24 protein-coding genes are annotated in these 26,081 nt (G+C 69.3%); 11 read left to right on the top strand and 13 right to left on the bottom strand.

Annotated features, from left to right (window positions below):
- Nucleotides 1-6: 6 nt before the first annotated feature.
- Entirely contained in the window at nt 7-2,415 is a 2,409-nt protein-coding gene (locus tag P7V53_RS09600; protein WP_280155259.1) for a penicillin acylase family protein, read from the bottom strand.
- Between the two features lie 164 nt (nt 2,416-2,579).
- Here P7V53_RS09600 and P7V53_RS09595 point away from each other — a divergent pair, with 164 nt between their 5' ends.
- Nucleotides 2,580-3,065, top strand: a complete 486-nt coding sequence (locus P7V53_RS09595; protein WP_280155258.1) for a hypothetical protein — start codon at nt 2,580-2,582, stop codon at nt 3,063-3,065.
- A gap of 4 nt (nt 3,066-3,069) precedes the next feature.
- On the opposite strand, the gene P7V53_RS09590 is transcribed toward P7V53_RS09595, so the two are convergent.
- Both P7V53_RS09590 and P7V53_RS09585 read right to left on the bottom strand, forming a co-directional pair.
- Nucleotides 3,070-3,705: a LysE family translocator gene (locus P7V53_RS09590; protein ID WP_280155257.1), complete on the bottom strand. Its 636-nt coding sequence runs from the start codon at nt 3,703-3,705 to the stop codon at nt 3,070-3,072.
- The gene (locus tag P7V53_RS09585) at nt 3,705-4,220 is read right to left on the bottom strand and encodes a DUF1993 domain-containing protein (protein WP_280155256.1); all 516 of its coding nucleotides are present in this window, start codon (nt 4,218-4,220) and stop codon (nt 3,705-3,707) included. Before P7V53_RS09585 ends, P7V53_RS09590 begins: the two co-directional genes overlap by 1 nt.
- A gap of 102 nt (nt 4,221-4,322) precedes the next feature.
- Here P7V53_RS09585 and P7V53_RS09580 point away from each other — a divergent pair, with 102 nt between their 5' ends.
- From P7V53_RS09580 to P7V53_RS09570, 3 genes are all read left to right on the top strand, one after another.
- Nucleotides 4,323-5,330 (top strand): D-2-hydroxyacid dehydrogenase family protein, encoded by a 1,008-nt coding sequence (locus tag P7V53_RS09580; RefSeq protein WP_280155255.1) that lies wholly within the window; start codon nt 4,323-4,325, stop codon nt 5,328-5,330.
- Nucleotides 5,331-5,484: 154 nt separating this feature from the next.
- A complete protein-coding gene (locus P7V53_RS09575; protein ID WP_280155254.1) occupies nt 5,485-6,051 on the top strand; it encodes a chromate transporter in 567 nt (188 codons plus the stop codon).
- On the top strand, nt 6,048-6,587 hold the full coding sequence (locus P7V53_RS09570) for a chromate transporter (RefSeq protein ID WP_280155253.1): 540 nt from the start codon (nt 6,048-6,050) through the stop codon (nt 6,585-6,587). Before P7V53_RS09575 ends, P7V53_RS09570 begins: the two co-directional genes overlap by 4 nt.
- Nucleotides 6,588-6,610: 23 nt before the next feature.
- Here the strand turns inward: P7V53_RS09570 and P7V53_RS09565 are convergent, their stop codons facing one another.
- The 5 genes from P7V53_RS09565 to rlmB all read right to left on the bottom strand — a co-directional run bounded on the left by P7V53_RS09565 (nt 6,611) and on the right by rlmB (nt 9,664).
- On the bottom strand, nt 6,611-7,060 hold the full coding sequence (locus tag P7V53_RS09565) for a hypothetical protein (protein WP_280155252.1): 450 nt from the start codon (nt 7,058-7,060) through the stop codon (nt 6,611-6,613).
- Nucleotides 7,061-7,145: 85 nt separating this feature from the next.
- Entirely contained in the window at nt 7,146-7,469 is a 324-nt protein-coding gene (locus P7V53_RS09560) for a hypothetical protein (protein ID WP_280155251.1), read from the bottom strand.
- A gap of 23 nt (nt 7,470-7,492) precedes the next feature.
- On the bottom strand, nt 7,493-8,119 hold the full coding sequence (gene upp / locus P7V53_RS09555) for a uracil phosphoribosyltransferase (protein WP_280155250.1): 627 nt from the start codon (nt 8,117-8,119) through the stop codon (nt 7,493-7,495).
- 58 nt (nt 8,120-8,177) lie between these two features.
- On the bottom strand, nt 8,178-8,930 hold the full coding sequence (locus P7V53_RS09550) for an NAD-dependent protein deacylase (protein WP_280155249.1): 753 nt from the start codon (nt 8,928-8,930) through the stop codon (nt 8,178-8,180).
- Nucleotides 8,930-9,664, bottom strand: coding sequence for a 23S rRNA (guanosine(2251)-2'-O)-methyltransferase RlmB (gene rlmB / locus P7V53_RS09545; RefSeq protein WP_280155248.1), 735 nt, complete (start codon nt 9,662-9,664; stop codon nt 8,930-8,932). Before rlmB ends, P7V53_RS09550 begins: the two co-directional genes overlap by 1 nt.
- A 90-nt stretch (nt 9,665-9,754) precedes the next feature.
- Here rlmB and P7V53_RS09540 point away from each other — a divergent pair, with 90 nt between their 5' ends.
- Nucleotides 9,755-10,999, top strand: a complete 1,245-nt coding sequence (locus tag P7V53_RS09540; RefSeq protein WP_280155247.1) for a glycerophosphodiester phosphodiesterase — start codon at nt 9,755-9,757, stop codon at nt 10,997-10,999.
- 66 nt (nt 11,000-11,065) lie between these two features.
- On the opposite strand, the gene P7V53_RS09535 is transcribed toward P7V53_RS09540, so the two are convergent.
- The gene (locus tag P7V53_RS09535; RefSeq protein ID WP_280155246.1) at nt 11,066-11,800 is read right to left on the bottom strand and encodes a heparan-alpha-glucosaminide N-acetyltransferase; all 735 of its coding nucleotides are present in this window, start codon (nt 11,798-11,800) and stop codon (nt 11,066-11,068) included.
- 14 nt (nt 11,801-11,814) lie between these two features.
- Entirely contained in the window at nt 11,815-12,216 is a 402-nt protein-coding gene (locus tag P7V53_RS09530) for a hypothetical protein (protein ID WP_280155245.1), read from the bottom strand.
- A gap of 113 nt (nt 12,217-12,329) precedes the next feature.
- Between P7V53_RS09530 and P7V53_RS09525 the strand changes: the two genes are divergently transcribed.
- Both P7V53_RS09525 and P7V53_RS09520 read left to right on the top strand, forming a co-directional pair.
- On the top strand, nt 12,330-13,154 hold the full coding sequence (locus P7V53_RS09525; protein ID WP_280155244.1) for a helix-turn-helix transcriptional regulator: 825 nt from the start codon (nt 12,330-12,332) through the stop codon (nt 13,152-13,154).
- 19 nt (nt 13,155-13,173) lie between these two features.
- Complete coding sequence (locus tag P7V53_RS09520) at nt 13,174-15,390, top strand: molybdopterin oxidoreductase family protein (RefSeq protein WP_280155243.1); 2,217 nt, start codon at nt 13,174-13,176, stop codon at nt 15,388-15,390.
- A gap of 72 nt (nt 15,391-15,462) precedes the next feature.
- Here the strand turns inward: P7V53_RS09520 and P7V53_RS09515 are convergent, their stop codons facing one another.
- Nucleotides 15,463-16,287 (bottom strand): metal-dependent hydrolase, encoded by an 825-nt coding sequence (locus P7V53_RS09515; RefSeq protein ID WP_280155242.1) that lies wholly within the window; start codon nt 16,285-16,287, stop codon nt 15,463-15,465.
- 110 nt (nt 16,288-16,397) lie between these two features.
- Here P7V53_RS09515 and P7V53_RS09510 point away from each other — a divergent pair, with 110 nt between their 5' ends.
- Nucleotides 16,398-17,003, top strand: a complete 606-nt coding sequence (locus P7V53_RS09510; protein ID WP_280155241.1) for a TetR/AcrR family transcriptional regulator — start codon at nt 16,398-16,400, stop codon at nt 17,001-17,003.
- Here the strand turns inward: P7V53_RS09510 and P7V53_RS09505 are convergent.
- Nucleotides 16,993-17,376, bottom strand: a complete 384-nt coding sequence (locus tag P7V53_RS09505) for a hypothetical protein (protein WP_280155240.1) — start codon at nt 17,374-17,376, stop codon at nt 16,993-16,995. The two genes, P7V53_RS09510 and P7V53_RS09505, sit on opposite strands and share 11 nt — an antisense overlap.
- A gap of 13 nt (nt 17,377-17,389) precedes the next feature.
- Nucleotides 17,390-21,373: a phosphoribosylformylglycinamidine synthase gene (gene purL, locus P7V53_RS09500; protein WP_280155239.1), complete on the bottom strand. Its 3,984-nt coding sequence runs from the start codon at nt 21,371-21,373 to the stop codon at nt 17,390-17,392.
- Between the two features lie 165 nt (nt 21,374-21,538).
- Here purL and map point away from each other — a divergent pair, with 165 nt between their 5' ends.
- The 3 genes from map to mnmH are packed head-to-tail and all read left to right on the top strand — an operon-like array spanning nt 21,539 to nt 26,061.
- Nucleotides 21,539-22,372 carry a type I methionyl aminopeptidase gene (gene map, locus P7V53_RS09495; protein WP_280155238.1) on the top strand — a complete coding sequence of 278 codons (834 nt, stop codon included), beginning with the start codon at nt 21,539-21,541 and terminating at the stop codon, nt 22,370-22,372.
- A gap of 2 nt (nt 22,373-22,374) precedes the next feature.
- Nucleotides 22,375-24,987, top strand: coding sequence for a [protein-PII] uridylyltransferase (locus P7V53_RS09490; protein ID WP_280155237.1), 2,613 nt, complete (start codon nt 22,375-22,377; stop codon nt 24,985-24,987).
- Between the two features lie 18 nt (nt 24,988-25,005).
- Nucleotides 25,006-26,061: a tRNA 2-selenouridine(34) synthase MnmH gene (gene mnmH, locus P7V53_RS09485; RefSeq protein ID WP_280155236.1), complete on the top strand. Its 1,056-nt coding sequence runs from the start codon at nt 25,006-25,008 to the stop codon at nt 26,059-26,061.
- Nucleotides 26,062-26,081 lie beyond the last annotated feature (20 nt).

The raw sequence follows: 26,081 nt of genomic DNA, 5'->3' as shown, positions 1-26,081 counted from the left end.
CGCTGCCTACGACCCCGGCAGCAGCACCAAGGTCTTGTCCGCTTTGCCGCCCCACAGCGGCACGTACTCCACTCTTGCCCATCGCTCCACGAAGCTGCGGTACAGCGGCGAGAACACGATGCCGCTCTGGCCGCTCGACTGCATGACACGCGATTGCGACAGGTCGCCCAGGTCGTACAGCGCGCGCAGTGAAGGACCATGCTCGTCGAGATACAGCTCTCCGGTGGTGTTGTCCGGGCGCAAGCCGACCCGCGACACGTTGATCGTGTAGGTGTCGCCGCCCACCGGCGTGCGCAGCTCGAACCAGCGAGCGAGCGGCTTCACGCGGCTGAAGGGTCGATGCTCCGATCGCGCCACATGCGCGCGGCCCCAACGCCAGGCCGCAACGTCCGGGCCCTGCGCCGCATTCAACTCATCCAGCGCCCGCGTGAAGGCCGCACCGATCTGCTGCTCGCAGCTTTCCACTGCCGCACTGGTCTTGTCGTCGCACCACCAGGCGTCGTTGCGTTCGAGCACCGCCTCCATCGCGTCGCGAAAGCTGCGGCCGCTGCGGTCGAACAGCGGAGCGCCGATCTCGTCGGCGAAGAGGCCCTGCGCGAGGTGGCGCGTCCAGGCCCAGAAGATCAGCGGCGCCGCGCGATCGGCCGACATGGTGCCGTCGAAATCCGCCAGCTCCTTCCGGGCTGCGGCGGCGAGCACGTGTGTCGACTGGGCCTTCTGCAGGAACGGCAGCAGCCGGCGGGTGGCCAGCGACACCACGTCGCCGTGCATCGTCGCCAGGCTCGCCATGCTGTGCCGGGGGGTGGCCGCGAGCAGCTGCTCGATGCGCTGCTGCCGATACGGCAGCGCCCACTCGTTGCCGATGTAGTGCGCGTAGTCCGTGCCGTGAATGCGCTGGTTGGCTGTCGCGATCCAGCCGCGCGCCGGATCCACCTCGCGCGGAGTCTGCCCGGCGTCGACGCTGCCCGCCCAGTCGTAGCGCGCTTCCCAGCCGGGCGCGGGCACCAGGCCCCTGAGGTCGTTGTCGGGCCGGCGCAGCGGCACCCGGCCGGCCGCGACGAAGCCGATGTGCCCTTCGCGGTCGGCGACCACCATGTTCTGCATCGGCGCGGTGTAGCCGGTGGAGGCGGCGATGAAGTCCGGCACCGAGCGGGCCTGGCCGAAGCGGATCGAGGTGTCGATGACGCCGCTGTCCGCATCGAGCGCCGTCCAGCGCATCGCCAGCACATAGGCCGGCTTCGCCGCCGGACCGGTGAGCCCCTCGGCGACGCGGCCGGCATCGGAGATCACCGGACCATGCCGCGTGGCGCGGGCGGTCAGCGTGACGTCGGGCTTGCCCTTGACCTTGATCACCTCGTCGAACGTCTCGAAGCGCGCCCAGCCGTCCGGCGTCTGGTACTGCGCCGCATCGTCGGGCTTGATGCGCTCCAGGTACAGGTCCTGCACATCGGGGCCGGTGTTGGTGAAGCCCCACGCAACGTGCTCGTTCTGACCCAGCACCACGCCGGGCAGCCCGGGCATGGTCGCGCCGGCCACCTTGACGCCCGGCGCTTCCAGGCGCGCCAGGTACCACAGCGCCGGCGCGCTGAGCTTGAGGTGCGGATCGTTGGCCAGCAGCGGCTTGCCGGTCGTCGTGCGCGAGCCGGCGAGCACCCAGTTGTTCGACCCGATGCCTTCCACGCCCGACTCGGGCGCGAATGCCAGCGCCTGCTGGCCCAACTTGCCGTCGACGCGCAGCTCGCGGAACAGCGCCGCGTAGTCCGCGGTGACCAGCGGCTTCTCGCCCGGATAGGGCGGAATCAGCTCGTCGATGCGCGCCACCGGCAGCTTCAATGCCAGTCGCATGCGCAGCAGCTCCGTGCTCCAGTTGCCGCCCAGGTCCCAGGCCATCATGATCGCCCAGGCCATGGAGTCCTGCGGCGTCCACGGCTCGGGGGTCAGCCCGAGGAGCACGAACTCCGGCGGCCGCGCCTTCATCGCGTCGCGCAGATAGGCGTTGATCCCGTCGGCATATGCGGTCAACACCGCCTTGGCCTGCGGGCTGGCCTGCGCCCATTGCGCCGCCGCGGCGCGCTGCACGCCCAGCGCGCGCAGGAACCGGTCGTTGTCCAGGGCCGCTTCGCCGAAGGCCTCGGCCAGGCGCCCGGCGCCGATGCGCCGGTGCGTCTCGAGCTGCCACAGCCGGTCCTGCGCGTGGACAAAGCCGAGACCGAAGACCGCATCCTCCAGCGACGCGGCCTGGATGCGCGGGATGCCGTCGGCGTCGCGCTCGATGCGAATCTCCGCCCGCGGCCCGGCCAGGCGCAGGCTGCCGTCGGTCTGCGGCAGGGTCTGGCGGGCGTAGAGCCAGGCGGCTGCGGCAGCGAGCGCCAGCAGCAGCACGAGGACGAACGCGACGCGTCGCAACCACTTCATTCGCGGGTCTCCAGAGGTCGGGGGCATTCGAGGCCCGAGCGTACCGCGGCGCGACTTCTCCACGATCTGCGGACTTTCCGGAGCGCTTTTCGGCGGATCCAGCCCGCCCGGCGTGCCCACAATCGACCGCAACCCGTCGGTCAAAGCGGGACAGGGAAAACAACATGTGGTGCGGTGTCCTCGTGCAGCAGCCTTCGTCACACAACCCCTCGAAGCCGCCGGCGAATGCGCCGGCCCGCGTCGAGATCTGCCCGCCCGCGCTGCAGCGGGCGCGCCTGGGCTGGCGGCAGCGGCTGCTCGACTGGCTGGCGGGAAGCTGGCCCCATGGCGATGACGGCGACGACGACGACCAGGATGTCACCGCAGCCGGCGCCACACCGCTGGATTCGGTGCGCGACGAGTTCGTCCATGCACTCGACGACATCCCGACGACGCAGGCCCTCGACCTCGCGCTGCGCCTCGGCAGCGCCCGCTCGCTGCGGGCGCTGTGGCACCTGCGAACCGAAGTGTTCAACGTGGTGTCCTGCCACGCCGGCCAGGGCGAAGCGACGGCGCGCCTGCAGAGGCTGAACCGCCACTTCCCGGCACGCGCACCGCGCAGCGGGTTCGGCGGCTTCGACGCCGAACCCCACCTGGGCACGCTGCGCTAGCGGATCAGCGCGAGCCGAGCGCCAGCTTCGCTCCCAGCCCGATGAACAGCGCGCCGACGGCGCGCCGAAGCCAGGCTCCCAGGCGCCCCGCCACGGGCGTATCGGCCAGCCGCTCGCGGGCACTGCCGGCCAACAGCGCGACGACGATATTGACGGCGGTGCCGCCGACGTTGAACAGCGCGCCTAGCGCCAGGAACGCCAGGGCCTGTCCGGGCGCGTCGGGCACGATGAACTGCGGGAGGAAGGCCAGGAAGAACAGCGCCACCTTGGGGTTGAGCGTGTTCGTCAGTGCGCCCTGCCAGAACACTCGCTGCGGCGCCACATCGACCGCCGTTTCGGCTGCCGCCTGGCGCCGGTACAGCATGCCGATCCCTATCCACACGAGGTAGGCCGCACCGGCCCATTTGACGACCTCGAAGGCCACTGCCGACGTGGCCAGCAGTGCGGACAAGCCGACCGCCGCCAGCAGGGTGTGAACCAGGCAGCCGGCACCCACGCCGAGCGAGGCCATGACGCCGGCGTGTCGTCCGTGCGCCGCGCTGCTGCCGGCCACGAACAGCATGTCCGGTCCGGGCGTCAGGTTGAGCAGCAGGCCGGCCGCGAGGAACAGCGGCAGATCGTGAAGGGGCAGGCCGCTCATCAAGTCGGCTTCACCAGGCCGAGGTAGTCCTTCTTGCCGAGGTCGACGCCGTTGTGGCGAAGCAGCGCGTACGCCGTCGTCACGTGGAAGAAGAAGTTGGGCAGCACGTATTCGCGCAGGTAGGGCTCGCCCTTCATGGTGAGCGTGCCGTCGCGGCGGGGGATCGCGATGTCCTTGTCCTCGGTGCCGTCGACCTGCGCCGGCGGCACCGACTGCACGTAGTCGATGGTCTTGCGGATGCGCTCGCGCAGCTGATCGAAGGTGGTTTCGTTGTCCTCGAACTTCGGCGCGTCCACGCCGGCCAAGCGGGCGATCGCGAGCTTGGGTCCGTCGCACGCGATCTGGATCTGGCTGGTGAGCGGAAGCATGTCGGGTGCGAGACGAGCGGTGAGCAGCACGCCGGCGTCGAACTTCTTCGCACTCGCATGGGCTTCCGCCTTGTCGAGCCACTTCTGCAGATTGCCGAGCATGCGCACGAAGAGCGGGACGCTCGCCGAATGCATCGAGATGGACATGGTGCCTCCTGTGTTGGAGGCGCGATGCTACTTCCGCCGGGAGGACCTTGCAGAGCGGGCACAATGTCCCCGGACACCAGAAGCGCCCACACCACGCTGCCCGTGAACATCATCATCCTCGACGACTACCAGGACGCGGTGCGCAAGCTCAAGTGCGCCAGCAAGCTGGAAACCCTGAACGCCAAGGTCTTCACCAACACCGTCAAGGGCATCGGCCAGCTGTCGGTGCGCCTGCGCGACGCCGACGTGCTGGTTCTGATCCGCGAGCGCACCCAGTTCCCGAAGCAGCTGCTCGAAAAGCTGCCGCGCCTGAAACTCATCGCGCAGACCGGGCGTGTCGGCTCGCACATCGACGTCGAGACCTGCACCCGCATGGGCATCGCCGTGGCCGAGGGCGTGGGCTCGCCCGTGGCGCCGGCCGAGCTCACCTGGGCGCTGATCATGGCGGCCATGCGCCGGCTGCCGCAGTACATCGGCAACCTGAAGCACGGCGCCTGGCAGCAATCGGGCCTCAAGGCCGCGTCCATGCCGGCCAACTTCAGCCTGGGCATGGTGCTCAAGGGCAAGACGCTCGGCATCTGGGGCTACGGGCGCATCGGTCAGATCGTCGCCGGCTACGGCCGGGCCTTCGGCATGACGGTGATGGTCTGGGGCAGCGAATCGGCACGGCAGAAGGCGGTGAGCGACGGCTTCGTCGCGGCGCCGGACTGCGAGGCGTTCTTCGCGCACTCCGATGTGCTCAGCCTGCACCTGCGGCTCACCGATGCGACGCGCGGCATCGTCAGGCACGACGCGCTGGCGCACATGAAGCCCACCGCGCTGCTGGTGAACACCTCGCGCGCCGAGCTGATCGAGGAAGGCGCGCTGGTGTCGGCGCTGAACCGCGGCCGTCCCGGCATGGCCGCGGTCGACGTGTTCGAAAGCGAGCCCATCCTGCAGGGACATCCGCTGCTGCGGCTCGAGAATGCGGTGTGCACCCCGCACATCGGCTACGTCGAGCAGGACAGCTACGAGGCCTATTTCAGCGCCGCCTTCGACAACGTCATCAACTTCGTCACCGGGCATCCGTCGAACATCGTCAACCCGGATGCGCTGAAGGTCCTGCGCTGAGTGCGGTGCCCGATGCCGGGAAGGTGAAGAACAACGTCGACTTCTGGAGCCGCGTCGAGAAGTTCCTCGCCCGCCATCTCCAGCCGGCAGCCGCAGCGGCGGCGCAACCCGCGAAGGCGCCGGGGTCCTGACCCTGTCTTTAGACTGCGGGCCCATGCCACCCCACGATCAGAAAACCGCCGGTCCGCAGTCCCTCGCCGACCTCTTCCTCACCTTCAACCGCATGTCGCTGCAGGGCTTCGGCGGCGTGCTCGCGATCGTGCAGCGCGAGCTGGTCGAGCGCAAGCAATGGCTGACTCGCGAGGACTTCGTCGAGACCTTGTCGGTGAGCCAGGTGCTGCCAGGGCCCAACGTCGTCAACATGGCACTGATGATCGGCGACCGCCACTTCGGCATGCGCGGCGCTTTCGTCGCGCTGGCCGGCATGCTGCTGGTGCCGCTGGTCATCGTCCTGGCGTTGGCCGTCCTGTACGCCGAATTCGCCAGCCTGCCGGTGGTGAGCGGGGCGCTGCGCGGCATGGGCGCGGTCGCGGCGGGCCTGGTCATCGCGACCGGCCTCAAGCTGCTGCCCACGCTGCGCAAGGGCGGCCTCGGGCTGCCGTTGGCACTGCTGTTCGCGGCGGCGATGTTCATCGCGATGGCAGTGCTGCGCTGGCCGCTGGTCTGGTGCCTCGGCGGACTGGGCCTGCCGGCAGTCGCCCTCGCGTGGAGGCGACTGTGAGCTCGGCGCTGACCACCGCGCAGCTGTGGGGGCTGTTCGGCCAGTTCTGCCTGCTCAGCCTGCTGGCCGTCGGCGGCGCGATCAGCACGACGCCCGAGATGCACCGCTACCTGGTCACGCAGCACGGCTGGCTCACCGACGCTCAGTTCACCGCGTCGGTGGCGATCGCACAGGCCGCACCCGGGCCCAACGTGCTGTTCGTTGTCGTGATGGGATGGAACGTCGCCGGACCGTGGGGCGCGCTCGCCACGATGAGCGGCAGCCTCATTCCGTCGACGGCACTTTCGCTGTGGGCGACGCGATGGGGACGCAGCCGACGCGAGACGCGCGGCGTGCGTGCATTCACCGCCGGCATGGCGCCGCTGACCATCGGATTGCTGCTGGCCACCGGCTGGATCCTCGCCGGCCCCGCGGTCGGCCACGCCGGCGCGATGCTGCTGGTGGGCGCGACGGTGGCGGTGATGATGCGAACGAAGATCAGCCCGATGTGGCCGGTGGCGGCGGGGGCGATCGTCGGAGCGCTGGGCCTGGCGTAGTTCTGGATGTGCTGCCCACTGCCCTAGGCCAGCGCATCGGCGACCAGCACCGGCAGCTCCGTCAGATCGCGCGTCACGCTCGGCGGCAGGTCGTCCCAATCGGAGCCGGTGAACAGGACCTCGGTGTCGCCGTCGGGGGTGCAGCGCACGCAAACGGCCAGCGGCACTTCCGGGTGCGAAGCCGGCCCTTCCATCAGCACGGGGGTGCCACCAGCGGCGGACTCGAACACGATCAGCGTGGTGTCTTCGGCGTTCGCCTCGTAGAACTTGGGATGGTTGTCGAGCCGCGCGAACACGCTCAGGCCGTGCCTTTCCGCGCAGGCGGTGATGCGGGCCGCCGTCTCGGTGACGCGAAAGCGGCTGGCCTGCGACAGCGGATGACGTTCATGCGCCAAGGCGCCCCGTCCCATGCCGAACGCCGCCATCACGACAGCCACGCTGCCCGTCATCCAGAAACGGAAGTGATGCTTCATCGAGGGCTCCTGCGGCGCGATGCCGACCGCCAGAGTGTGGAACACCGACCGTGACCTCCCTGTGAACTGCGGTTACCGCGGCCCTTCAGCGGGGGCTCTCGAAGAAGACATAGTTTGTCGCATAGTCGCTGACCTCGAAATAAACCCTCTTCTCCCCCGGGTCGACCAGGCCGTTGAGGTTCTCGTCGAGGATGCCGTAGCCGAAGCGGTACGAACGCGGCCGCGCATCGTCGGTGCCATAGGCCGTGCTCATCTTGTCGATGCGCATGAAGCGTCTGACCAGCTTGTCGCCGGCATAGACCTCGAGCACGCCGTTGGTGCCGGTCCAGTTCTGGATTTCCCGCTTGAGCTGGTTCTGTCGCTCCTGGGTGCAGGCGGTAAGCGCAAGCACCACGCCGACGGCGGCCATCCGCTTTCCCATCGTTGCATCTCTCACTTGGTTCCAAAGATCTTGTCGCCCGCATCTCCGAGGCCGGGGATGATGTAGCCGACCTCGTTGAGGTGGCTGTCGATGGCGGCCGTCCAGCAGCGCACGTCCGGATGGGCTTGCTGCAGCGCGGCAACGCCCTCGGGCGCGGCGACCAGCACCAGCGCGCGGATGTCCGTGCAGCCGCGGCTCTTCAGCAGATCGATGGTGGCGATCATGGAACCGGCGGTGGCGAGCATCGGGTCGACGATGAGCGCGGTGCGTTCGTCGAGGTGCCCCACGAACTTCTCGAAATAGTTCTCGGGCTTCAGCGTCTCGTGGTTGCGGCTCAGGCCGACCACGCTGATCTTGGCGTTGGGAATCATGTCGAGCACGCCGTCGAGCATGCCCAAGCCCGCGCGCAGGATGGGCACGATGGTCACCTTGCGGCCGCTGATCCGGTCGATCTCGGTGGGGCCGCTCCAGCACTCGATCGTCGTCTTCTCGAGCGGGAAGTCGGCGGTGGCTTCGTAGGCGAGCAGCCGAGCGAGCTCGTGGGTCAGCTCCCGGAACTTCTTGGTCGAGATGTCGTGCTCGCGCAGCAGCCCGACCTTGTGCTTGACCAGCGGGTGCGTGACGTCGATGACCGGCATGGAAGTGCGACCGTGATGGGTTCGCGCCAGTGTAGCGGCCGGCACCCCGCCGTCGACCTCACCGCGTTGGTGTGCCGAGCAGCGCGGGCAGCGCGACGGCGGCGGTGGAGCGAAGAACCGCATGCGCCTGCGCGTCGATCTCGCTGGCGTGCGGATTGACGATGACGACGAAGGCGCCGGCCGCGCGGGCACTGCCGGCCAACCCGGCGGCCGGCCAGACGGCACCCGACGTTCCGACCACCAGCATCACCTCGCAGCGGCGCGCCGCGGCCTCGGCCGCATCGATGGCGTGCACCGGAAGCATTTCGCCGAACCACACGACGCCGGGACGCACGAGGTTGCCGCAGTCGGCGCACCGCGGGGGCCGGCCAGGCACGGCCGAGCGCGCGTGGCAGGCCACCGTGCGCGGGCACGCCTCCAACCAGCGATCCTGGAGGATGTCCCCGTGCAGGCGGATCGTGTCGCGGCAGCCGGCGCGCTGGTGCAGGTCGTCGACGTTCTGCGTGATCACCGTCACGCCGCCGGCACGCGCCGCAACGAAGGCGGCAAGCGCGCGATGTCCGGCATTCGGCTCGGCGCGGTGCACCGCGTCGCGGCGCTGCGCATACCAGTCCCAGACGAGCTGCGGGTCGGCGCGGAAACCCTCTTCGCTGGCCAGCGCCGCCGGGTCGAAGCGCGACCACAGGCCGGCCAGCGCATCGCGAAAGGTGGGGATGCCGCTCTCTGCCGACATGCCCGCACCGGTCAGGACGCACACCGAGGCGGCGGCCTGCAGTCGCTCGCGAACCGACTGCAGCGACGCCTCGTGCATCAGCGTTCCCGCTGGCGCATCGCTTCGTAGAGGCAGATGCCGGAGGCGACCGACACGTTGAGGCTCTCGACCGCGCCCTTCATCGGCAGGCGCACCCGCTCATCGCAAGTGCGGCCGGTGAGCTGGCGCATGCCGCTGCCTTCGGCCCCGAGCACCAGCGCCAGCGGCCCGGTGAGGTCGAGCTCGTAGAGCGACTTCTGGGCATCGTCGGAAGTGCCGACGATGCGGATCTGGCGCTCCTTCAGCTCGTTGAGGGTGCGCGCGAGATTGGTCACCATGAAGTACGGCACGGTCTCGGCAGCGCCGCTCGCCACCTTGGCCACGGTGGCGTTGATGCCCACCGCATGGTCCTTCGGCGCGATCACCGCATGCGCGCCCGCACCGTCGGCGACGCGCAGGCAGGCGCCCAGGTTGTGCGGGTCGGTGATCCCGTCGAGCACCAGCAGCAGCGGATCGCCTTCCACAGCATCGAGCGTGTCGTCGAGCGAATGACTGGTCGCGAGCGGCTCGACCCGTGCGACGACGCCCTGGTGACGGTGCGTGCCGCACATCTTCGACAGGCGCTCGTCGTCGCTGTCGACCAGCTTGGCGCCCGCTTCCCGCGCCCGCTCGGCGAACTGGCGCATGCGCTGGTCACGCCGGCTCGCATCGACATGGATCTCGACGATGGAACGCGGCGCCGTCTTCAGCCGTACGGTGACGGCATGGAAGCCGAACAGAATCTTGTTTGCCATACGGCCATGGTAAGGCTACCTTTCACTGCGGTGTCACCGGCATCGCCTAGGGTGCCGGACTCACCGATCCACAACAACGAGGAGTCCACCATGCACGCATTCAAGACCGTGCGCGCCGCGCTTTGCGTCGCGGCCGCACTGATCGCCGCGGCCTCGCCCACGCTCGCCCACGACCAGGGACAGGGCCGCCACCGCGCGGACAACGCGCCGCTGGTCATCGGCCACCGTGGAGCGCCGGGCTACCTGCCCGACCACACGCTCGAGGGCTACGCGCTGGCCATCGAGCTGGGCGCCGACTTCGTCGAGCCGGACCTCGTCGCCACCAAGGACGGTCATTTGATTGCGCGTCACGAGCCCAACCTGATCGGCACGACCAACGTGAAGGACCTGCCCCAGTTCGCCGGCCGCAAGCGCACGGCGGTGGTCGACGGCTTCCCCGAGGCAGGCTTCTTCGCCAGCGACTTCACGCTGGCCGAGATCAAGCAGCTGCGGGCGGTGCAGCCGCTGGGCGAGCGTGACCCGTCGTTCAACGGCAAGTTCGCCATCCCGACGCTCGAAGAGGTGATCGAGCTGGTCAAGCGCAAGTCGCGCGAGGAAGGCCGGCGCATCGGCATCTACCCCGAGACCAAGCACCCCAGCTACCACCAGAAGCTCGGCCTCGCGCTCGAAGACCGGCTGCTGGCGGTGCTGCAGCGTGCCGGCTGGAATCACCGCCACGCGCCGGTGATCATCCAGTCGTTCGAGACGGCCAACCTCAAGTACCTGCGTTCGCGCACCAGCGTGCGCCTGGTGCAGCTCATCGACGCCAACGACGTCAACCCGGACGGCTCGCTCGACTTCACCGCGCCGTTCGACCGGCCCTACGACTGGACGCTCGCCGGCCGCCAGGACCTGTTCAGCTACCTGGTCACACCCGCCGGCCTGGCCGAGGTGCGCACCTATGCCGACGGCATCGGTCCGTGGAAGCCGTACCTGATCAGCTCCAAGTGCAAGCAGATCGTGAACAACGCCTGCGCCGACGTGAACGGCGACGGCCTCGTCAACGAAGCCGACCGCGTGCTGCTGCCGCCCACCGACGTCGTCGCCAACGCCCACAAGCTCGGCCTGGTGGTGCACCCGTACACCTTCCGCAACGAGCAGCGCCGGCTCGCGAGCGACTTCAAGGGCAACCCGGTCAACGAGTACCTGACGTTCTACGAGATCGGCGTGGACGGACTCTTCAGCGACTTCGCGGACACGGCTTTCGCCGCCCGCGCGATGTTCCTGCTGAAGCACGATCCGGACTATGCACGCTGCCTGCTGAACGAGCGGCGCTGCGCGAAGAACAACGATTGACGCCCTCACCCGCTCCTTTTCCCGCCGGGCGGGAGAAGGAGCAGGAGCGGGTCGGCGCGCCTTCCCTCACCGCCCGCGCAAGGCCACCACGGCCATCAGCACCCCGATCAGCACCGGCTGGTGCAGCATGTAGAAGCTCAGGCTCCAGCGACCCAGCACCGCCATGGGCGCGAGGCCCCGAGGCACGGCCCCGGTGAGCCATCCGCGCCGCCGGGACAGGATCTCCTGGCCGGCGGCCATGCCCCACCACATCAGCCCGATCCACGGAAACAGCGGGACGTAGTCTTCGGCGGCCGGCCGGTGCGTCATGAAGCCGATCCAGTTGACGAGGCGCGGATTGAAGAACGGATGGCGGAACAGGAGCGGCAAGGCCATCGCCACTGCACCCGCCAGCCACAGCCAGCGTCCTGCGCCGGCGGTGAGGCGCACCACGACCAGCATCACCGCGATGGCATGCAGCACGCCGAAGCTGATGTAGCGCTGCTTGAACATCAGCCACGAGCCGAGGCTGACGAGCAGCGCGCAGCCGGCCACCTGCAGCCAGCGGCGCCAGAAGCGCGACCACGGCTGGCGCTGCTCCCAGGCAATCGCCTGGCCGACACCGGCGCAGAACAGGAACAGGCTCACGATCAGCGTGCGCTGCGTGGTCCAGAAGGGGTCGGTATAGAAGTTCGCCCGGATGAAGCGGAAGTGGTTGAGGTCGTAGCAGAAATGAAAAATGGCCATCCACACGATGGCCACGGCGCGCAGGGCGTCCAGGCGGTCGAAGCGGTCTCGGGCGGCGGGCGGTGCGCTGTTCACCCGCCGACGATATCTCAGGCCAGCGCCAGCGAAGACCGGCGCATGCCGACGAACTCGAGCTCGGCGAGCGCCAGCACCGCCAGTGCCTGCATGGCGATGAAGGCCTCGCCCAGCGCGTTGGGCTGGAAGCTGCCGCCCAGGGCCACCCACGCCGAGTCGGCGACCCAGGCGACGTTCAGCACGATGACGGTCCACACGGCTGCCGCCGGCACCGACGGCCTGCGGGCCAGCCACAGCAGGCAGGCGGCCCACGGGAACAGCGCGAGCCCTGCCGCCAGCAGCAGGGCGGCGGGCAGCGCGAGCAGCTCCTGCAGCAGCCCGGCGCCCAGCGTCATCAGCAGGCCGGCGGCGGCGCTGATCAGCGCATCGGCCACGAGCACACGGCGCAGGAAGGGGGAGACGGAAACGAGGGACATGGCGAACTCCTGGGGTCGGATGAGGAAGGGCTCCATGGTGCGCAGCCGGCACCCCGAGGTCCATGACCTGCGAGGTCATGGAAGCGGCGCACGCGCCGCGCTATCGTCGACCCATGCAAGCCACCACCCTGCCCCACCCGCCCGTCGGCGCGCTGATCCGCGAATGGCGCCAGCGCCGGCGGCTGAGCCAGCTCGACCTGGCCTGCGAGGCCGACATCTCGACCCGCCACCTGAGCTATGTCGAGAACGGCCGCGCGACGCCGAGCCGCGAGATGCTGATGCACCTGGCCGAGCGCCTCGAGGTGCCGCTGCGCGAGCGCAACACGCTGCTCACGGCAGCCGGTTTCGCGCCCATCTACCGCGAGCGGCCGCTGGAAGACCCGGCGCTCGCGGCGGCGCGCGAGGCGGTCGACGTGGTGCTGCACGCCCATGAGCCGTATCCGGCGCTGGCCGTCGACCGGCACTGGACCATGCTGGCCCACAACCGCACCGTGCCGCTGCTGCTCGCGCAGGTCGACCCCGATCTGCTGAAGCCGCCGATCAACGTGCTGCGGCTCAGCCTTCATCCGCGCGGTCTCGGCATGCGCATCGTCAATCTCGCGCAATGGCGCGAGCACCTCTTCGCGCGGCTGCAGCGTCAGATCGCGGCGTCGGCCGATCCGGTGCTGGTCGAGCTGCTGCACGAGCTGCAGGCGATGCCCTTCGACGCTTCGCGCTCCAGGGGAGCGACCATCGACCCCAGCGGCGTCGCGGTGCCGCTGCAGTTCGAGACCGAGCATGGCGTGCTGTCCTTCATCGGAACCACCACGGTGTTCGGCACCCCGGTCGACATCACGCTGTCCGAGCTCGCGCTCGAGACCTTCTTCCCGGCCGACACCCGCACTGCGGAGGTGCTGCGTCGCCTCGGTGACGGACAGGCGGGCGCGGCGGCGGCATAAGGACGGCAGGAGACAGCCCATGACCCCAGAGACCATCCACCACCGCATCTGCCCGCTCTGCGAAGCCTGCTGCGGACTCGAAGTCCGCATGAAGGACGGCAAGGTGCAGGGCATCCGCGGCGACGACGCCGATGTGTTCAGCGCCGGCTTCATCTGCCCGAAAGGCGTCGCACTGAAGGACCTGCACGAGGATCCGGACCGCCTGCAGACGCCGCTCATCAAGCGCGAGGGCCGGTTCGTCCCGTGCAGCTGGGACGACGCGTTCGAGGAGATCGAGCGCCGCTTGCCGCCGCTGATCGCCGCGCACGGCAGGAACGCCGTCGGGGTCACGCTGGGCAATCCGACGGCGCACAAGTTCGGCCTCCTGCTGTACGGCGCGCGGCTCATCCGTGCCCTGGGCACGCAGAGCCTGTTCACCGCCTCGACGCTGGACCAGATGCCCAAGCAGCTCGCCTGCGGCCTGATGTACGGCAGCTGGTTCTCGGTCGCGGTGCCCGACATCGAGCGCTGCGACTTCCTGCTGATGCTGGGCGCCAACCCGATGGCGAGCAACGGCAGCCTGTGGACGGTGCCCGACTTCCGCGGCAAGGCCAAGGCGATGCGCGCCCGCGGCGGACAGCTCGTTGTCATCGATCCGCGGCGCAGCGAGACGGCCGAGGTGGCCGACGCGCATCACTTCATCCGCCCCGGCTCGGACGCGTTCTTCCTGCTCGGCATGGTGCACACGCTGTTCGACGAGAACCTCGTCAAGCTGGGCCGCCTGGCGGAGCATGTGGAAGGGGTCGATGCCATGCAGGCGGCGGTGAAGGAGTTCACGCCGGAGCGCGTGGCCGCGCGCTGCGGCATCCCTGCCCCGACGATTCGCGAGCTGGCGCGCCAGCTCGCGCGCACCGAGCGCGCGGCCGTCTACGGACGCATCGGCACCTGCGTGCAATCGTTCGGCACGCTCAACTCGTGGCTGGTCGACGTGCTGAACCTGCTCACCGGCCACCTGGACGAACCCGGCTGCGCGATGTTCGCCAAGGCCGCCGCCTTTGCCGCCAACACCGCCGGTGCACCCGGCACCGGCCGGGGCGTGGTCACCGGCCGCTGGAAGAGCCGCGTCAGCGGCGCGCCGGAGGTGTACGGCGAGCTGCCGATGAATTGCCTTGCCGAGGAGATCGAGACGCCGGGGCCGGGCCAGGTGAAGGCGCTGATCACGATCGCGAGCAACCCGGTGCTGTCCGCGCCCAACGGCCCTCGCCTCGCAGCGGCGCTGGACCAGCTCCAGTTCATGGTCAGCCTCGACATCTACCTCAACGAGACCTCGCGCCACGCCGACGTGATCCTGCCGGGCGTGTCGCCGCTGCAGGACTCGCATTACGACGTGCCGTTCCCGATGTTCTCGCACCGCAACCATGCGCGGTACAGCCATGCCATCGAACCGGTGCCCGCCGGCCAGCAGCCGGAGTGGCAGACGATGATGCGGCTGGCGGCCATCGCCAAGGGCCTGGGTGCGAAGGCCGACGTCCTCGCGCTCGACGACCAGGCCATCGCCGAAGACGTGGCACGCCAGGCGGGCGAGCACACCGAGGCGGTGCTGAAGGCGCTGTCCACGCGGCGCGGCCCGGAGCGCCTGCTCGACCTGTCGCTGCGCATGGGGCCGTACGGCGACCGCTTCGGCCTCAGGCCCGACGGGCTCAACCTCGACAAGGTGATGGCCGCCACGCACGGCATCGACCTCGGCGCGCTGCAGCCGCGCATCCCCGAGATGCTGCGCACGCCGTCCGGCAAGGTCGAGCTCGCACCGGCGATGCTGATCGACGACTTGAAGCGCGCCGCGGCCGACCTTCAGCGGCCGGCCGACGAGATCGTCATCGTCGGGCGCCGGCACGTGCGCTCCAACAACAGCTGGATGCACAACCTGCCGCTGCTGGCCAAGGGGCCGAATCGCTGCACCGCGCTGGTCCACCCGAGCGACGCGCAGCGGCTGCAGCTGGCCGACGGCGCCGTCGCGCGCATCAGCGGCAAGGGCGGCCGCACGATCGAGGCCCAGGTGGAAGTGAGCGACCAGATGATGCCGGGGGTGATCAGCCTGCCGCACGGCTGGGGACACGACCTGCCCGGCGCGCAGCTCGGTGTCGCGAGCGAGCGGCCGGGCGCAAATCTCAATGCCGTGCTCGATGAGGGGATGTGGGATCCGCTGTCGGGCAACGCGGTGCTCGGTGGAGTGCCGGTGACCGTCGTGCCGGCGTGACGACGACTGCCGCGCTTGCGCTCGCCCGGCTGCTCCTCCGCTTGCGGGACAGGACCGGGGTGGGGATGCGCGTCAAGCGCTTCTGACGACGTTGTAGTCGGCTTCGTGCCGGCGCAGCCAGTGCGCTGCCAGAGTCCCATCCTGGTGGGATGGATGGAAGTCGGCGCGGAAGTAGGACCGCCAGGGCCGGAAGGCGTGGCGCACCAGGCCGTGGCCGCCGAAGAAGAAGCTCGCCGCGCTTCGCCAGGTGCGCCAGTGGAACAGCTCGCCGTCGTGCCACAGGTTGCGCGCCGTCTGGCGCAGCACGTCGGTGGTGAAGTGGAACGTGATCAGCCGCATCCAGCGCCGGCGCCACACCTCGTTGCCGCCCAGTGCGCGGTACACGTCGAATGCCACGCTGCGGTGCTCCGACTCCTCGCAGGCATGCCAGAACCAGAGCGTCGTCAGGCGCTGCGGCGCGCCTTCGAGCGCCTGCGGATGCTCCAGCAGGTGCTGCGCGAGGATGGCGGTGAAGTGCTCGGTGGCGGCGGTGATGGCCACCGCATGGCGCGGATCGGTCAGCGCCTTCATGCGCTCCAGACGCTTCAGGATGCGCGGCTCCCACGCATTGACATAGCCAAGGCGCGCGAGCTGCCCGTTGAACAGCGCATGGATGCGCCGGTGCGTCGCCTCCTGGCCGATGAAGCCCTGCACTTCGGCCTCGAACGAGGCGCGGCGCTCCGGGGGCAGCGACTTGACACCCGTGCGCACGGAGTCGATGAAGAACTGCTCGCCGACCGGAAAGCTCATCGACAGCGCGTTGAAGTAGGCCGAGCGAAAGGCATCGCCGCCGTTCCAGTGCCGCTCGAAGGGTGTTTCCAGGTCGATCAGCAAGCGGCGAACCACCAGCTCGGTCATGGCGTGTCCTCGGGGTCCATGAACCGGTACCCATCGGTACCAGCCATCTGCGCCTGACTGTGACGCTGCGATGTGGTACTGTCAAGTACCAATTTGCAGCCACTCCGCCGATGGACACCGCCGTCTCTGCGCCGCCGCTCACCGACCACCGCCGCCGCCTGCTCGACGCGATGTCTCACGCCGTCGCGCGCAAGGGCTACGCCGAGACGACGATTGCCGACCTGGCGGCCGAGGCGCGCGTGTCGCGCCGCACCTTCTACGAGCACTTCGACAGCAAGGCGGAATGCCTGATCGCGCTGTACGAGGTGGCGAGCGAGCAGGCGCTCGCCGTGCTCAGGTCGGCCATCGATCCCCAGCGCGACTGGCACCAGCAGGTCGAGCAGGCGATGGCCGCGTACCTGTCGACGCTGGCCTGCAACCCGATGCTGCTGCGCACGCTGTTCATCGCCATCCTGGGGCTGGGCCCGCAGGGGTTGGCGGCGCGGCGGCACGCCAACCGGCGGCTGGCCGAGTTCATCCTCGACGTGGTCAATGGCCCCGCGACCCCGCCGGCGCGCTCCGCGCCGCTGCCGATGCCGTTCGCGATGGGCATCGTCGGCGCGATCAACGAGCTCATCCTTCAGGCGATCGAGGAGGACGAGGTGGCGACGCTGCCGCAGCTCACCTCGACAGCGGCGCAGATCGCTCGCGCGATGATCGATGGGGCTACGAGCTGACCGCCTTCATCAAGTCGGCCCAGGCCTTCGGATCGGTCCTCTTGAGCAGCTTCAACTCGTCCAGCAGGTCCTTCGCCCGGTCCTGCCTGGCCTTCGCCTTGATGTCCTCGATCTGCCGCGCGAGCTCGATCAGGGGCTTCACCTGCGGATCGTCCTGCGTTCCGGTCTTCGCCGCGATCCTGACGACCGCGTCCATCAGCCGGCCGATCTGGCGGCCGTAGCTGTGCCGGCTGACGACCTCGCGCTCCACCTCCGGTGCACGGGAGTTGGCGAGGGTCACGTTGACGTTGCCGAAGGTCCAGCCGTTGTTGAAGCGCTGGTCCAGCGCCTGCGGCGCCCACGGGAACCAGTTGGGAAAGCTCACGCTGCTCATGAATCCTCCGGGGTCAGCCGACGAAACGCCGCGCGTTGGCGAACATGCGCATCCACGGGCTGGGTTGGGACTTGTCGCCCGGCGTCCAGCTCATCTGAATGTTGCGCGACACCCGCTCGGGGTGCGGCATCAGCACCGTGAAGCGGCCATCCGCGGTGGTCACTGCCGTCAGTCCCTCGGGACTGCCGTTGGGATTGAACGGATACGCCTCGGTCGGCCGACCGTGGTGGTCGACGAAGCGCATTGCACGATGCACCGCCTTCGGGTCGCCGCGCTGGGAGAAGTCGGCGAAGCCCTCGCCGTGCGCCACAGCGATCGGCAGGCGGCTGCCGGCCATGCCGCTGAAGAAGATCGACGGGCTGTCCAGCACCTCCACCAGCGACAGGCGTGCCTCGAACTGCTCGCTGCGGTTGCGGGTGAACCTGGGCCAGGCCTGCGCCCCGGGGATCAGCGGCGCCAGCGCCGCCATCATCTGGCAGCCGTTGCACACGCCCAGGGCGAAGGTGTCGGCACGGCCGAAGAACGCGGCGAACTGATCGGCCAGCCCGGGGCTGAACAGGATGGAGCGGGCCCAGCCTTCGCCGGCGCCCAGCGTGTCGCCGTAGCTGAACCCGCCGCAGGCGACGAAGCCCTGGAACTGCTCGAGCCGCGCGCGGCCGGCGTGCAGGTCGCTCATGTGCACGTCGAAGGCGTCGAAGCCGGCCTTGGCCATCACGTGGCTCATCTCGACGTGGCTGTTGACGCCCTGCTCGCGCAGGATGGCCACCTTGGGACGCGTGGTCGCCACCAGCGGAGCGCTCACCGGCTCGGCCGGATCGAAGGCGAGATGCCAGTGCAGCCCCGGATCGTCGGCGCGGCCCGCGGCCTCATGCTCCGCGTCGGCACACACCGGGTTGTCGCGCAGGCGGGCGATGCGCCAGCTGACCTCGTCCCAGGTGCGGTGCAGGTCGGCCAGCGGTGCGCTGAACACTGCCTTGGTGTCGCGCCAGACCTCCACCACGCCGCGGTCGTTGGACTTGCCGATGAAATGGCTGTGCCTGGACAGGCCGTAGCGCCGCAGGGTCTGCATCACCTCGTCGCGAACGCCCGTCGGCACCTGGATGACGACGCCGAGCTCCTCGTTGAACAACGCGCGCAGGGTCAGCTCCTGGCGGCGTGCGCCGACCTGGCTGGCCCAGTTCTTGGAGTCGCCGTACTCCGCGCGGCTGTCGCTGATGCCGTCGCCTTCGGTGACCAGCAGGTCGACGTTCAAGCTCACGCCGAGATGGCCCGCAAAGCCCATTTCGCACACGGTGGCCCACAGGCCGCCATCGCTGCGGTCGTGGTACGCGAGCAGCCGGCCGGCCGCGCGCAGCTCGTTGATCGCCGCGACCAGCGCCTTGAGCGACTGCGCGTCGTCGACATCGGGCACGCTGGCGCCGAACTGGTTCAGCACCTGCGCCAGCATGGAGCCGCCCATGCGGTTGCGGCCCTGGCCCAGGTCGATCAGGATGAGCGTGGTGTCGCCGGGCTGGAGCTGCGGCGTGAGCGTGGGCCGCACATCGGCGAGCGTCGCGAAGGCCGAGACGATCAGCGACACCGGCGCAGTGACCTGCTTGCCCTGCTCGCCTTCGTTCCAGCGCGTGCGCATCGAGAGGCTGTCCTTGCCGACCGGCACGCTGATGCCCAGCGCCGGACACAGCTCCATGCCCACCGCCTTCACGGTGTCGTACAGCGCGGCGTCCTCGCCCGGCTCGCCGCACGCGGCCATCCAGTTGCAGCTCAGCTTCACCCGCGGCAGCTCGATCGGCGCGGCGAGGAGGTTGGTGATGGCCTCGCCGACAGCCATGCGGCCGGACGCAGGCGCATCGAGCGCCGCCAGCGGCGTGCGCTCGCCCATGCTCATCGCTTCGCCACGGAAGCCCGCGTAGTCGGCCAGCGTCACCGCGCAATCGGCCACCGGGACCTGCCAGGGTCCGACCATCTGGTCGCGGTGATCGAGCCCGCCGACCGTGCGGTCTCCGATGGTGATCAGGAAGCGCTTGCTGGCCACGGTGGGGTGGCGCAGCACGTCGAAGGCCACCTTGTCGAGCACGACATCGGTGAGGTCGAGCTCGGGAAGCCGGCGCGCGACGCGCTTCACGTCACGGTGCATCTTGGGCGGCTTGCCGAGCAGCACGTCCATCGGCATGTCGATCGGGGCGTCGTCCGTCGAAGGATCCGCCAGCACGAGCTGCTTCTCGTCGGTCGCCACGCCGACGACCGCGAACGGACAGCGCTCGCGCTCGCACATCGCCTCGAACAGCGGCAGCGCCTCGGGCGACACCGCCATCACGTAGCGCTCCTGGCTTTCGTTGCACCAGATCTCCTTGGGCGCCAGACCGCTTTCCTCCAGCGGCACCTTGCTCAGGTCGAAGCGGGCGCCCTTGTGCGCGCCGTCCACCAACTCGGGGAAGGCGTTGGAGATGCCCCCCGCGCCCACGTCGTGGATCGCGAGGATGGGGTTGTTCTCGCCGAGCGCCCAGCAATGGTTGATGACCTCCTGCGCGCGCCGCTGGATCTCGGGGTTGCCGCGCTGCACCGAATCGAAGTCGAGCTCGGCCGCATTGGCACCGGCGGCCATCGAGCTGGCGGCGCCGCCGCCCATGCCGATGCGCATGCCGGGTCCGCCCAGCTGGATCAGCAGGGTGCCGGCGGGAAACGCGACCTTCTGCGTCTGCGAGGCCGAGATGGTGCCCAGGCCGCCCGCGATCATGATGGGCTTGTGATAGCCGCGGCGCTGGTCGTCCACGGTCTGCTCGTAGACGCGGAAGTAGCCCCCGAGGTTGGGCCGGCCGAACTCGTTGTTGAACGCCGCGCCGCCCAACGGGCCGTCGAGCATGATCTGCAGCGGGCTCGCGATGTGATCGGGCTTGCCGTAGGGCGCCTGCTCCCACGGCTCGCCGGTATCGGGGAGGTGCAGGTTCGACACCGAGAAGCCCGTGAGCCCCGCCTTGGGCCGCGAGCCGCGGCCGGTGGCGCCCTCGTCGCGGATCTCGCCCCCGGCACCGGTGGACGCACCCGGGAAGGGCGAGATGGCTGTCGGATGATTGTGGGTCTCCACCTTCATCAGCACATGGGCGGTCTCGCGCCGGGCCGCGTACTGCGGCGCATTGGTGAAGCCGCGCGGCAGCCAGCGCTCGATCTCGCCGCCTTCCATCACCGACGCGTTGTCGCTGTAGGCGATCACCGTGTGCTGCGGCGCGAGGCGGTGGGTGTTGCGGATCATCGCGAACATCGAGTGCTCCTGCTCGACGCCGTCGATGGCGAACTTCGCGTTGAAGATCTTGTGCCGGCAATGCTCGCTGTTGGCCTGCGCGAACATCATCAGCTCGACATCGGTCGGATTGCGCTTCAGCTCGGTGAACGCATCGACGAGGTAGTCGACCTCGTCGTCGGACAGCGCGAGGCCGAATTCGCGGTTGGCCTGCTCCAGCGCCGCCCGGCCCCGGCCCAGCACGTCGACATGCTCCATCGGCCTGCCGGGCTGCTCGTCGAACAGGTGGGCCGCTTCCTCGCGCGACCACAGCACGCTCTCGGTCATGCGGTCGTGGAGCAGCGCCGCGACGGCCTGCAGCTCGGTGGTGTCGAGCGCCTTGGTGCCCAGCAAGCCGCTTTTCAGCGCGAGGCGGTACTCGGTGACCCGCTCGACGCGCTTGATCGCCAGCCCGCAGTTGTGGGCGATGTCGGTCGCCTTGCTGGCCCACGGCGACACCGTGCCCAGGCGCGGTGCGACGACGATCAGCGGCCCTTGCGTCGGCCCGGCGTACGGATCGCCGTAGCGCAGCAGGCCCTCCGCCTTGTCCTGCATCGCCCGCGCCAGCGGGGCCTCGCTCCAGACCCAGTGCACATGGCGGGCGTGGACGCCGCTGATGCGCGGATGGACCGCTTGCAATTTGGGCAACAGCGCCTGGGCGCGGAAGGCGGAGAGCGCATTGCCCCCCTCGAAGTGCTGCAGGTGCTTGGGGCTGGACGTCACGATGGGGGCTGAAGTGAAGGCCTGAACCGGGTATGGCTGCCCGGTGGGAACCCGGGATTTTACGGGGTGAGTGAGACAATGGCCCCCCGGGCCATCGCGTGCAAGGCCAACTGCACGCAGTGAAGTCAAGGCGCCCCGGCGCCGGGCCGTAGACATAATCTGACCATGACGATCTCCATCAAGACCGCTGCCGATGTCGAGGGCATGCGCATCGCCGGACGGCTCGCATCCGAAGTGCTGGACATGCTCGCCGCGCATGTGAAACCGGGCGTGACCACCGACCGGCTCGATCAGCTCGCGCACCACCACATCGTCAACGTGCAGGGCGCCATTCCGGCCCCGCTGAACTACGCGCCCCCCGGCTACACGCCGTACCCGAAGTCCATCTGCACGTCGATCAACCACCAGGTCTGCCACGGCATTCCGAACGACCGGCCGCTGAAGAACGGCGACATCGTCAATGTCGACGTCACCGTCATCAAGGACGGCTGGCACGGCGACACCAGTCGCATGTTCATCGTCGGCGAAGGATCGATCGCGGCGAAGCGGCTGTGCAACTTCACCTACGAGGCCATGTGGAAGGGCATCGTCAGGGTCAAGCCCGGCGCGAGGCTGGGCGACATCGGACACGCGATCCAGACCTTCGCCGAGAACGCGGGCTTCTCCGTCGTGCGCGAGTTCTGCGGCCACGGCATCGGGCGCAACTTCCACGAGGAGCCGCAAGTGCTGCACTACGGCCGCCCCGGCACGCTGGAGGAGCTGGTGCCCGGCATGGTCTTCACCATCGAGCCGATGATCAACGCCGGCCGGCGCGAGATCCGCGAGATGACCGACGGCTGGACCATCGTCACCAAGGACCGGTCGCTCTCGGCGCAGTGGGAGCACACGGTGCTGGTCACCGACACCGGCTACGAGGTGCTGACGGTCTCGGCCGGCAGCCCGCCGCCGCCGGCATTCGTGACCGGGCAGCAGCCGGCGCCCGCCGCGGTCGGCCACTGACCATGTCCGCGGTCCCCGAGGCACGCGAGCCGGCGCGCCCGCCGCGCAGCGTCAGCGAGCTGCGCTCGCGCTTCCGGCAGGGCAAGGCCGCGCTGATCGAGCACTTCCGCGAATCGCGTCCCACGTCGACCGCCGCGACGCGACTGATCCGCGCGCTCACGCGCCACGTCGACCAGACGCTGATCGACCTGTGGGAGCACGCCATGATGCCGCCGGGCGCGGCGCTGCTGGCGGTGGGCGGCTATGGCCGCGGCGAGCTGTTCCCGCACTCCGACGTCGACGTGCTGGTGCTGCTGCCACCCGACCAGGACCACGCCAACGACGCGCTGCGCTCGTCGATCGAGGGCCTGATCACCGCCTGCTGGGACATCGGCCTGGAGATCGGCTCCAGCGTGCGCACCGTGGCCGAATGTCTGGAGGAGAGCCACCGCGACGTCACCGTGCAGACCGCGCTGCTCGAGTCGCGCTACCTGTGCGGCGCGCGGCGCGTGTTCAACCAGTTCCGCCGCGCCAACACCGATGCGATGGACGCGCACGCCTTCCTGCGTGCCAAGACGCTGGAGATGCGCCAGCGCCACCAGAAGTTCGAGGACACACCCTACTCGCTGGAGCCCAACTGCAAGGAAAGCCCGGGAGGCCTGCGCGACCTGCAAGTGGTCATCTGGATCGCGCGCGCCGCGGGCCTGGGCAAGAACTGGAACGAGCTCGCCGCCAGGGGATTGATCACGGCATTCGAGGTCAAGCAGCTGCAGCGCAACGAAGGCGTGCTCAAGCTGATCCGCGCCCGGCTGCACATGGTGGCCGGCCGGCGTGAGGACCGCCTGGTCTTCGACCTGCAGACGGCGGTGGCCGAGAGCTTCGGCTACCAGGCCACCAAGGGCCAGCGTGCCTCCGAAGTGCTGATGCGCCGCTACTACTGGGCCGCCAAGGCGGTGGCCCAGCTGAATCAGATCCTGATGCTCAACATCGAGGAGCGGGTCAGCGGCCTGCAGGACGCGCCGATGCGTCCGATCAACGACAAGTTCCTCGAGCGCGCCGGCATGCTGGAGGTGGCGAGCGACGACCTGTACGAGCGCGACCCCAACGCCATCCTCGAGACCTTCCTCACCTACCAGACGACGGTCGGTCCCAAGGGCCTGTCGGCACGCACCCTGCGCGCGCTGTACAACGCCCGCGAGCTCATGAACGGCCAGTGGCGCCGCGACCCTGCCAACCGCGCCACCTTCATGCAGATGCTGCGGGCCAGCGAAGGGCAGACGCACGCCTTCCGGCTGATGAACCAGACCTCGGTGCTCGGACGCTACCTGTGGGTGTTCCGCCGCATCGTCGGGCAGATGCAGCACGACCTCTTCCACGTGTACACGGTGGACCAGCACATCCTGATGGTGCTGCGCAACGTGCGGCGCTTCTTCATCCCCGAGCACGCGCACGAATACCCGTTCTGCTCGCAGCTCGCCTCGCAGTGGGACCGCCCCTACGTGCTGTACGTGGCGGCGCTGTTCCACGACGTGGCGAAGGGACGCGGCGGCGACCACTCCGACCTCGGCGCCAAGGAGGTTCGCAGCTTCTGCCGCGATCACGACATCGACAAGGACGACGCCTCGCTGATCGAGTTCCTGGTGCAGCGCCACCTCACCATGTCGCGCATCGCACAGAAGGAGGACCTGTCCGACCCCGACGTGATCGAGGCGTTTGCCAAGCTGGTGGGCACCGAGCGCCGGCTCACCGCCCTGTACCTGCTGACCGTGGCCGACATCCGCGGGACCAGCCCCAAGGTCTGGAATGCCTGGAAGGGCAAGCTGCTCGAGGACCTGTATCGGCTCACGCTGCGCGCGTTGGGCGGCGCGCGGCCGAACCTGGACGCCGAGATCGAGGCGCGCAAGAAGGAAGCGCGCCACACGCTGAACCTGTACTCGCTGCTGCCCGACACCGAGGCGGCGCTGTGGAAGACGCTGGAGATCAGCTACTTCGCGCGCCACGACGCCGGCGACATCGCCTGGCATGCGCGCTCGCTCTACCGTTTCGTCGACAGCGAGGAGCCCGTGGTGCGCGCGCGGCTGTCGTCGCTGGGCGAGGGCCTGCAGGTGCTGGTGTATTCGCCCGATCGGCCCGATCTCTTCGCCCGCATCTGCGGCTACTTCGACAGCGCCGGCTTCAACATCCTCGACGCCAAGGTCCATACCACCAAGGCCGGCTATGCGCTGGACACCTTCCAGGTGATCAGCCCGACCATGGAGCCGCACTACCGCGACATGATCGCGCTGGTGGAGAACCAGCTCTCGCACGCGCTGCAGGCGACCGGCCCGCTGCCCCAGCCGAGCCGCGGCCGCCTGTCGCGCCGCGTCAAGTCCTTCCCGATCACCCCGCGCGTCACCTTGCGTCCCGACGAGCGCGCGCAGCGCTGGCTGCTCGGCGTGTCGACGAGCGACCGCTCGGGCCTGCTTTACGCGATCGCGCGCGTGCTGGCGCGGCACCACATCAACCTGCAGCTCGCCAAGATCACCACGCTGGGCGAGCGTGTCGAGGACACCTTCCTCATCGACGGCTCCGCGCTGCAGCAGAACAAGAGCCAGCTGGAAATCGAGAGCGAGCTCCTGGACGCGATCACGCCGTAGGCGTGACCGCGCAGCGACATGCCCGTTGTCAGCATCACTGCCCCTGAGGCGATCCAGCGCCTCGACATGTTCGACACCGTCATCGACGCGCGGTCGCAGAGCGAGCATGCCGAAGACCGCCTGCCCGGCGCCGTGAACTGGCCCAGCCTCACCGACGAGGAGCGCCGCATCGTCGGCACCGAGTACAAGCAGGTCTCCCCGTTCGCCGCCCGCAAGCGCGGCGCGGCCCTGGTGGCACGCAACATCGCCGCGCACATCGAGCGCGAGGTGGCCGACAAGCCGAAGGATTGGCAGCCGCTGGTCTACTGCTGGCGCGGCGGCAAGCGCAGCGGCTCGCTCGCGCTGGTGCTCGACCAGATCGGCTTCAAGGTGCACGTGCTCGAAGGCGGCTACCGCGAATACCGGCGCGCGGTGATGGCCGACCTGCAGCAGCTTCCGCTGCGCTTCTCGTACCGGGTGGTGTGCGGCAAGACGGGATCCGGCAAGAGCCGGCTGCTGAAGGCGCTGCACGGTGCCGGCGAGCAGGTCCTGGACCTCGAAGCCCTGGCGAACCATCGCGGCTCGGTGCTCGGGCTGGTTCCCGGCAGTCCGCAGCCCACGCAGAAGCAGTTCGACTCGCGGGTCTGGGACGCGTTGCGGCGCTTCGACCCGGCGCGTGTCGTGTGGGTTGAAAGCGAGAGCAAGAAGGTCGGCGAGCTGCGCGTGCCGGAAACGCTGATCGAGCGCATGCGCGCATCGCCGTGTCTGCGGATCGACTTGCCGCTCGAGGCCCGCGTGGCGCTGCTGATGGAGGACTACGACTTCTTCGTCAAGGACGTGCCCGCCTTCTGCGAGCGTCTCGATGCGCTGCGCGCGCTGCGCGGCAACGAGACCGTCAAGGGCTGGCAGGAGAAGGCGAAGGCCGGGCAGATCGCCGAGGTGGTGCGCGCGCTGCTGGTGGCGCACTACGACCCGTCGTACCTCGAGTCGATGCGACGCAATTTCTCGGGATTCGAGCAGGCGCCTGTCCTTGCGCCATCGGACGGCTCGATGGCGACCTGGCACGCCGTCGCGCAGCAGCTGCTTGTGCCGTAAAAAAGCCCGGCACGCGGCCG

Source organism: Piscinibacter sp. XHJ-5, from assembly GCF_029855045.1.
In the GTDB taxonomy this organism is placed as follows: Bacteria; Pseudomonadota; Gammaproteobacteria; order Burkholderiales; family Burkholderiaceae_C; genus Albitalea.
This window is presented reverse-complemented; position numbering and strand designations above follow the sequence as displayed.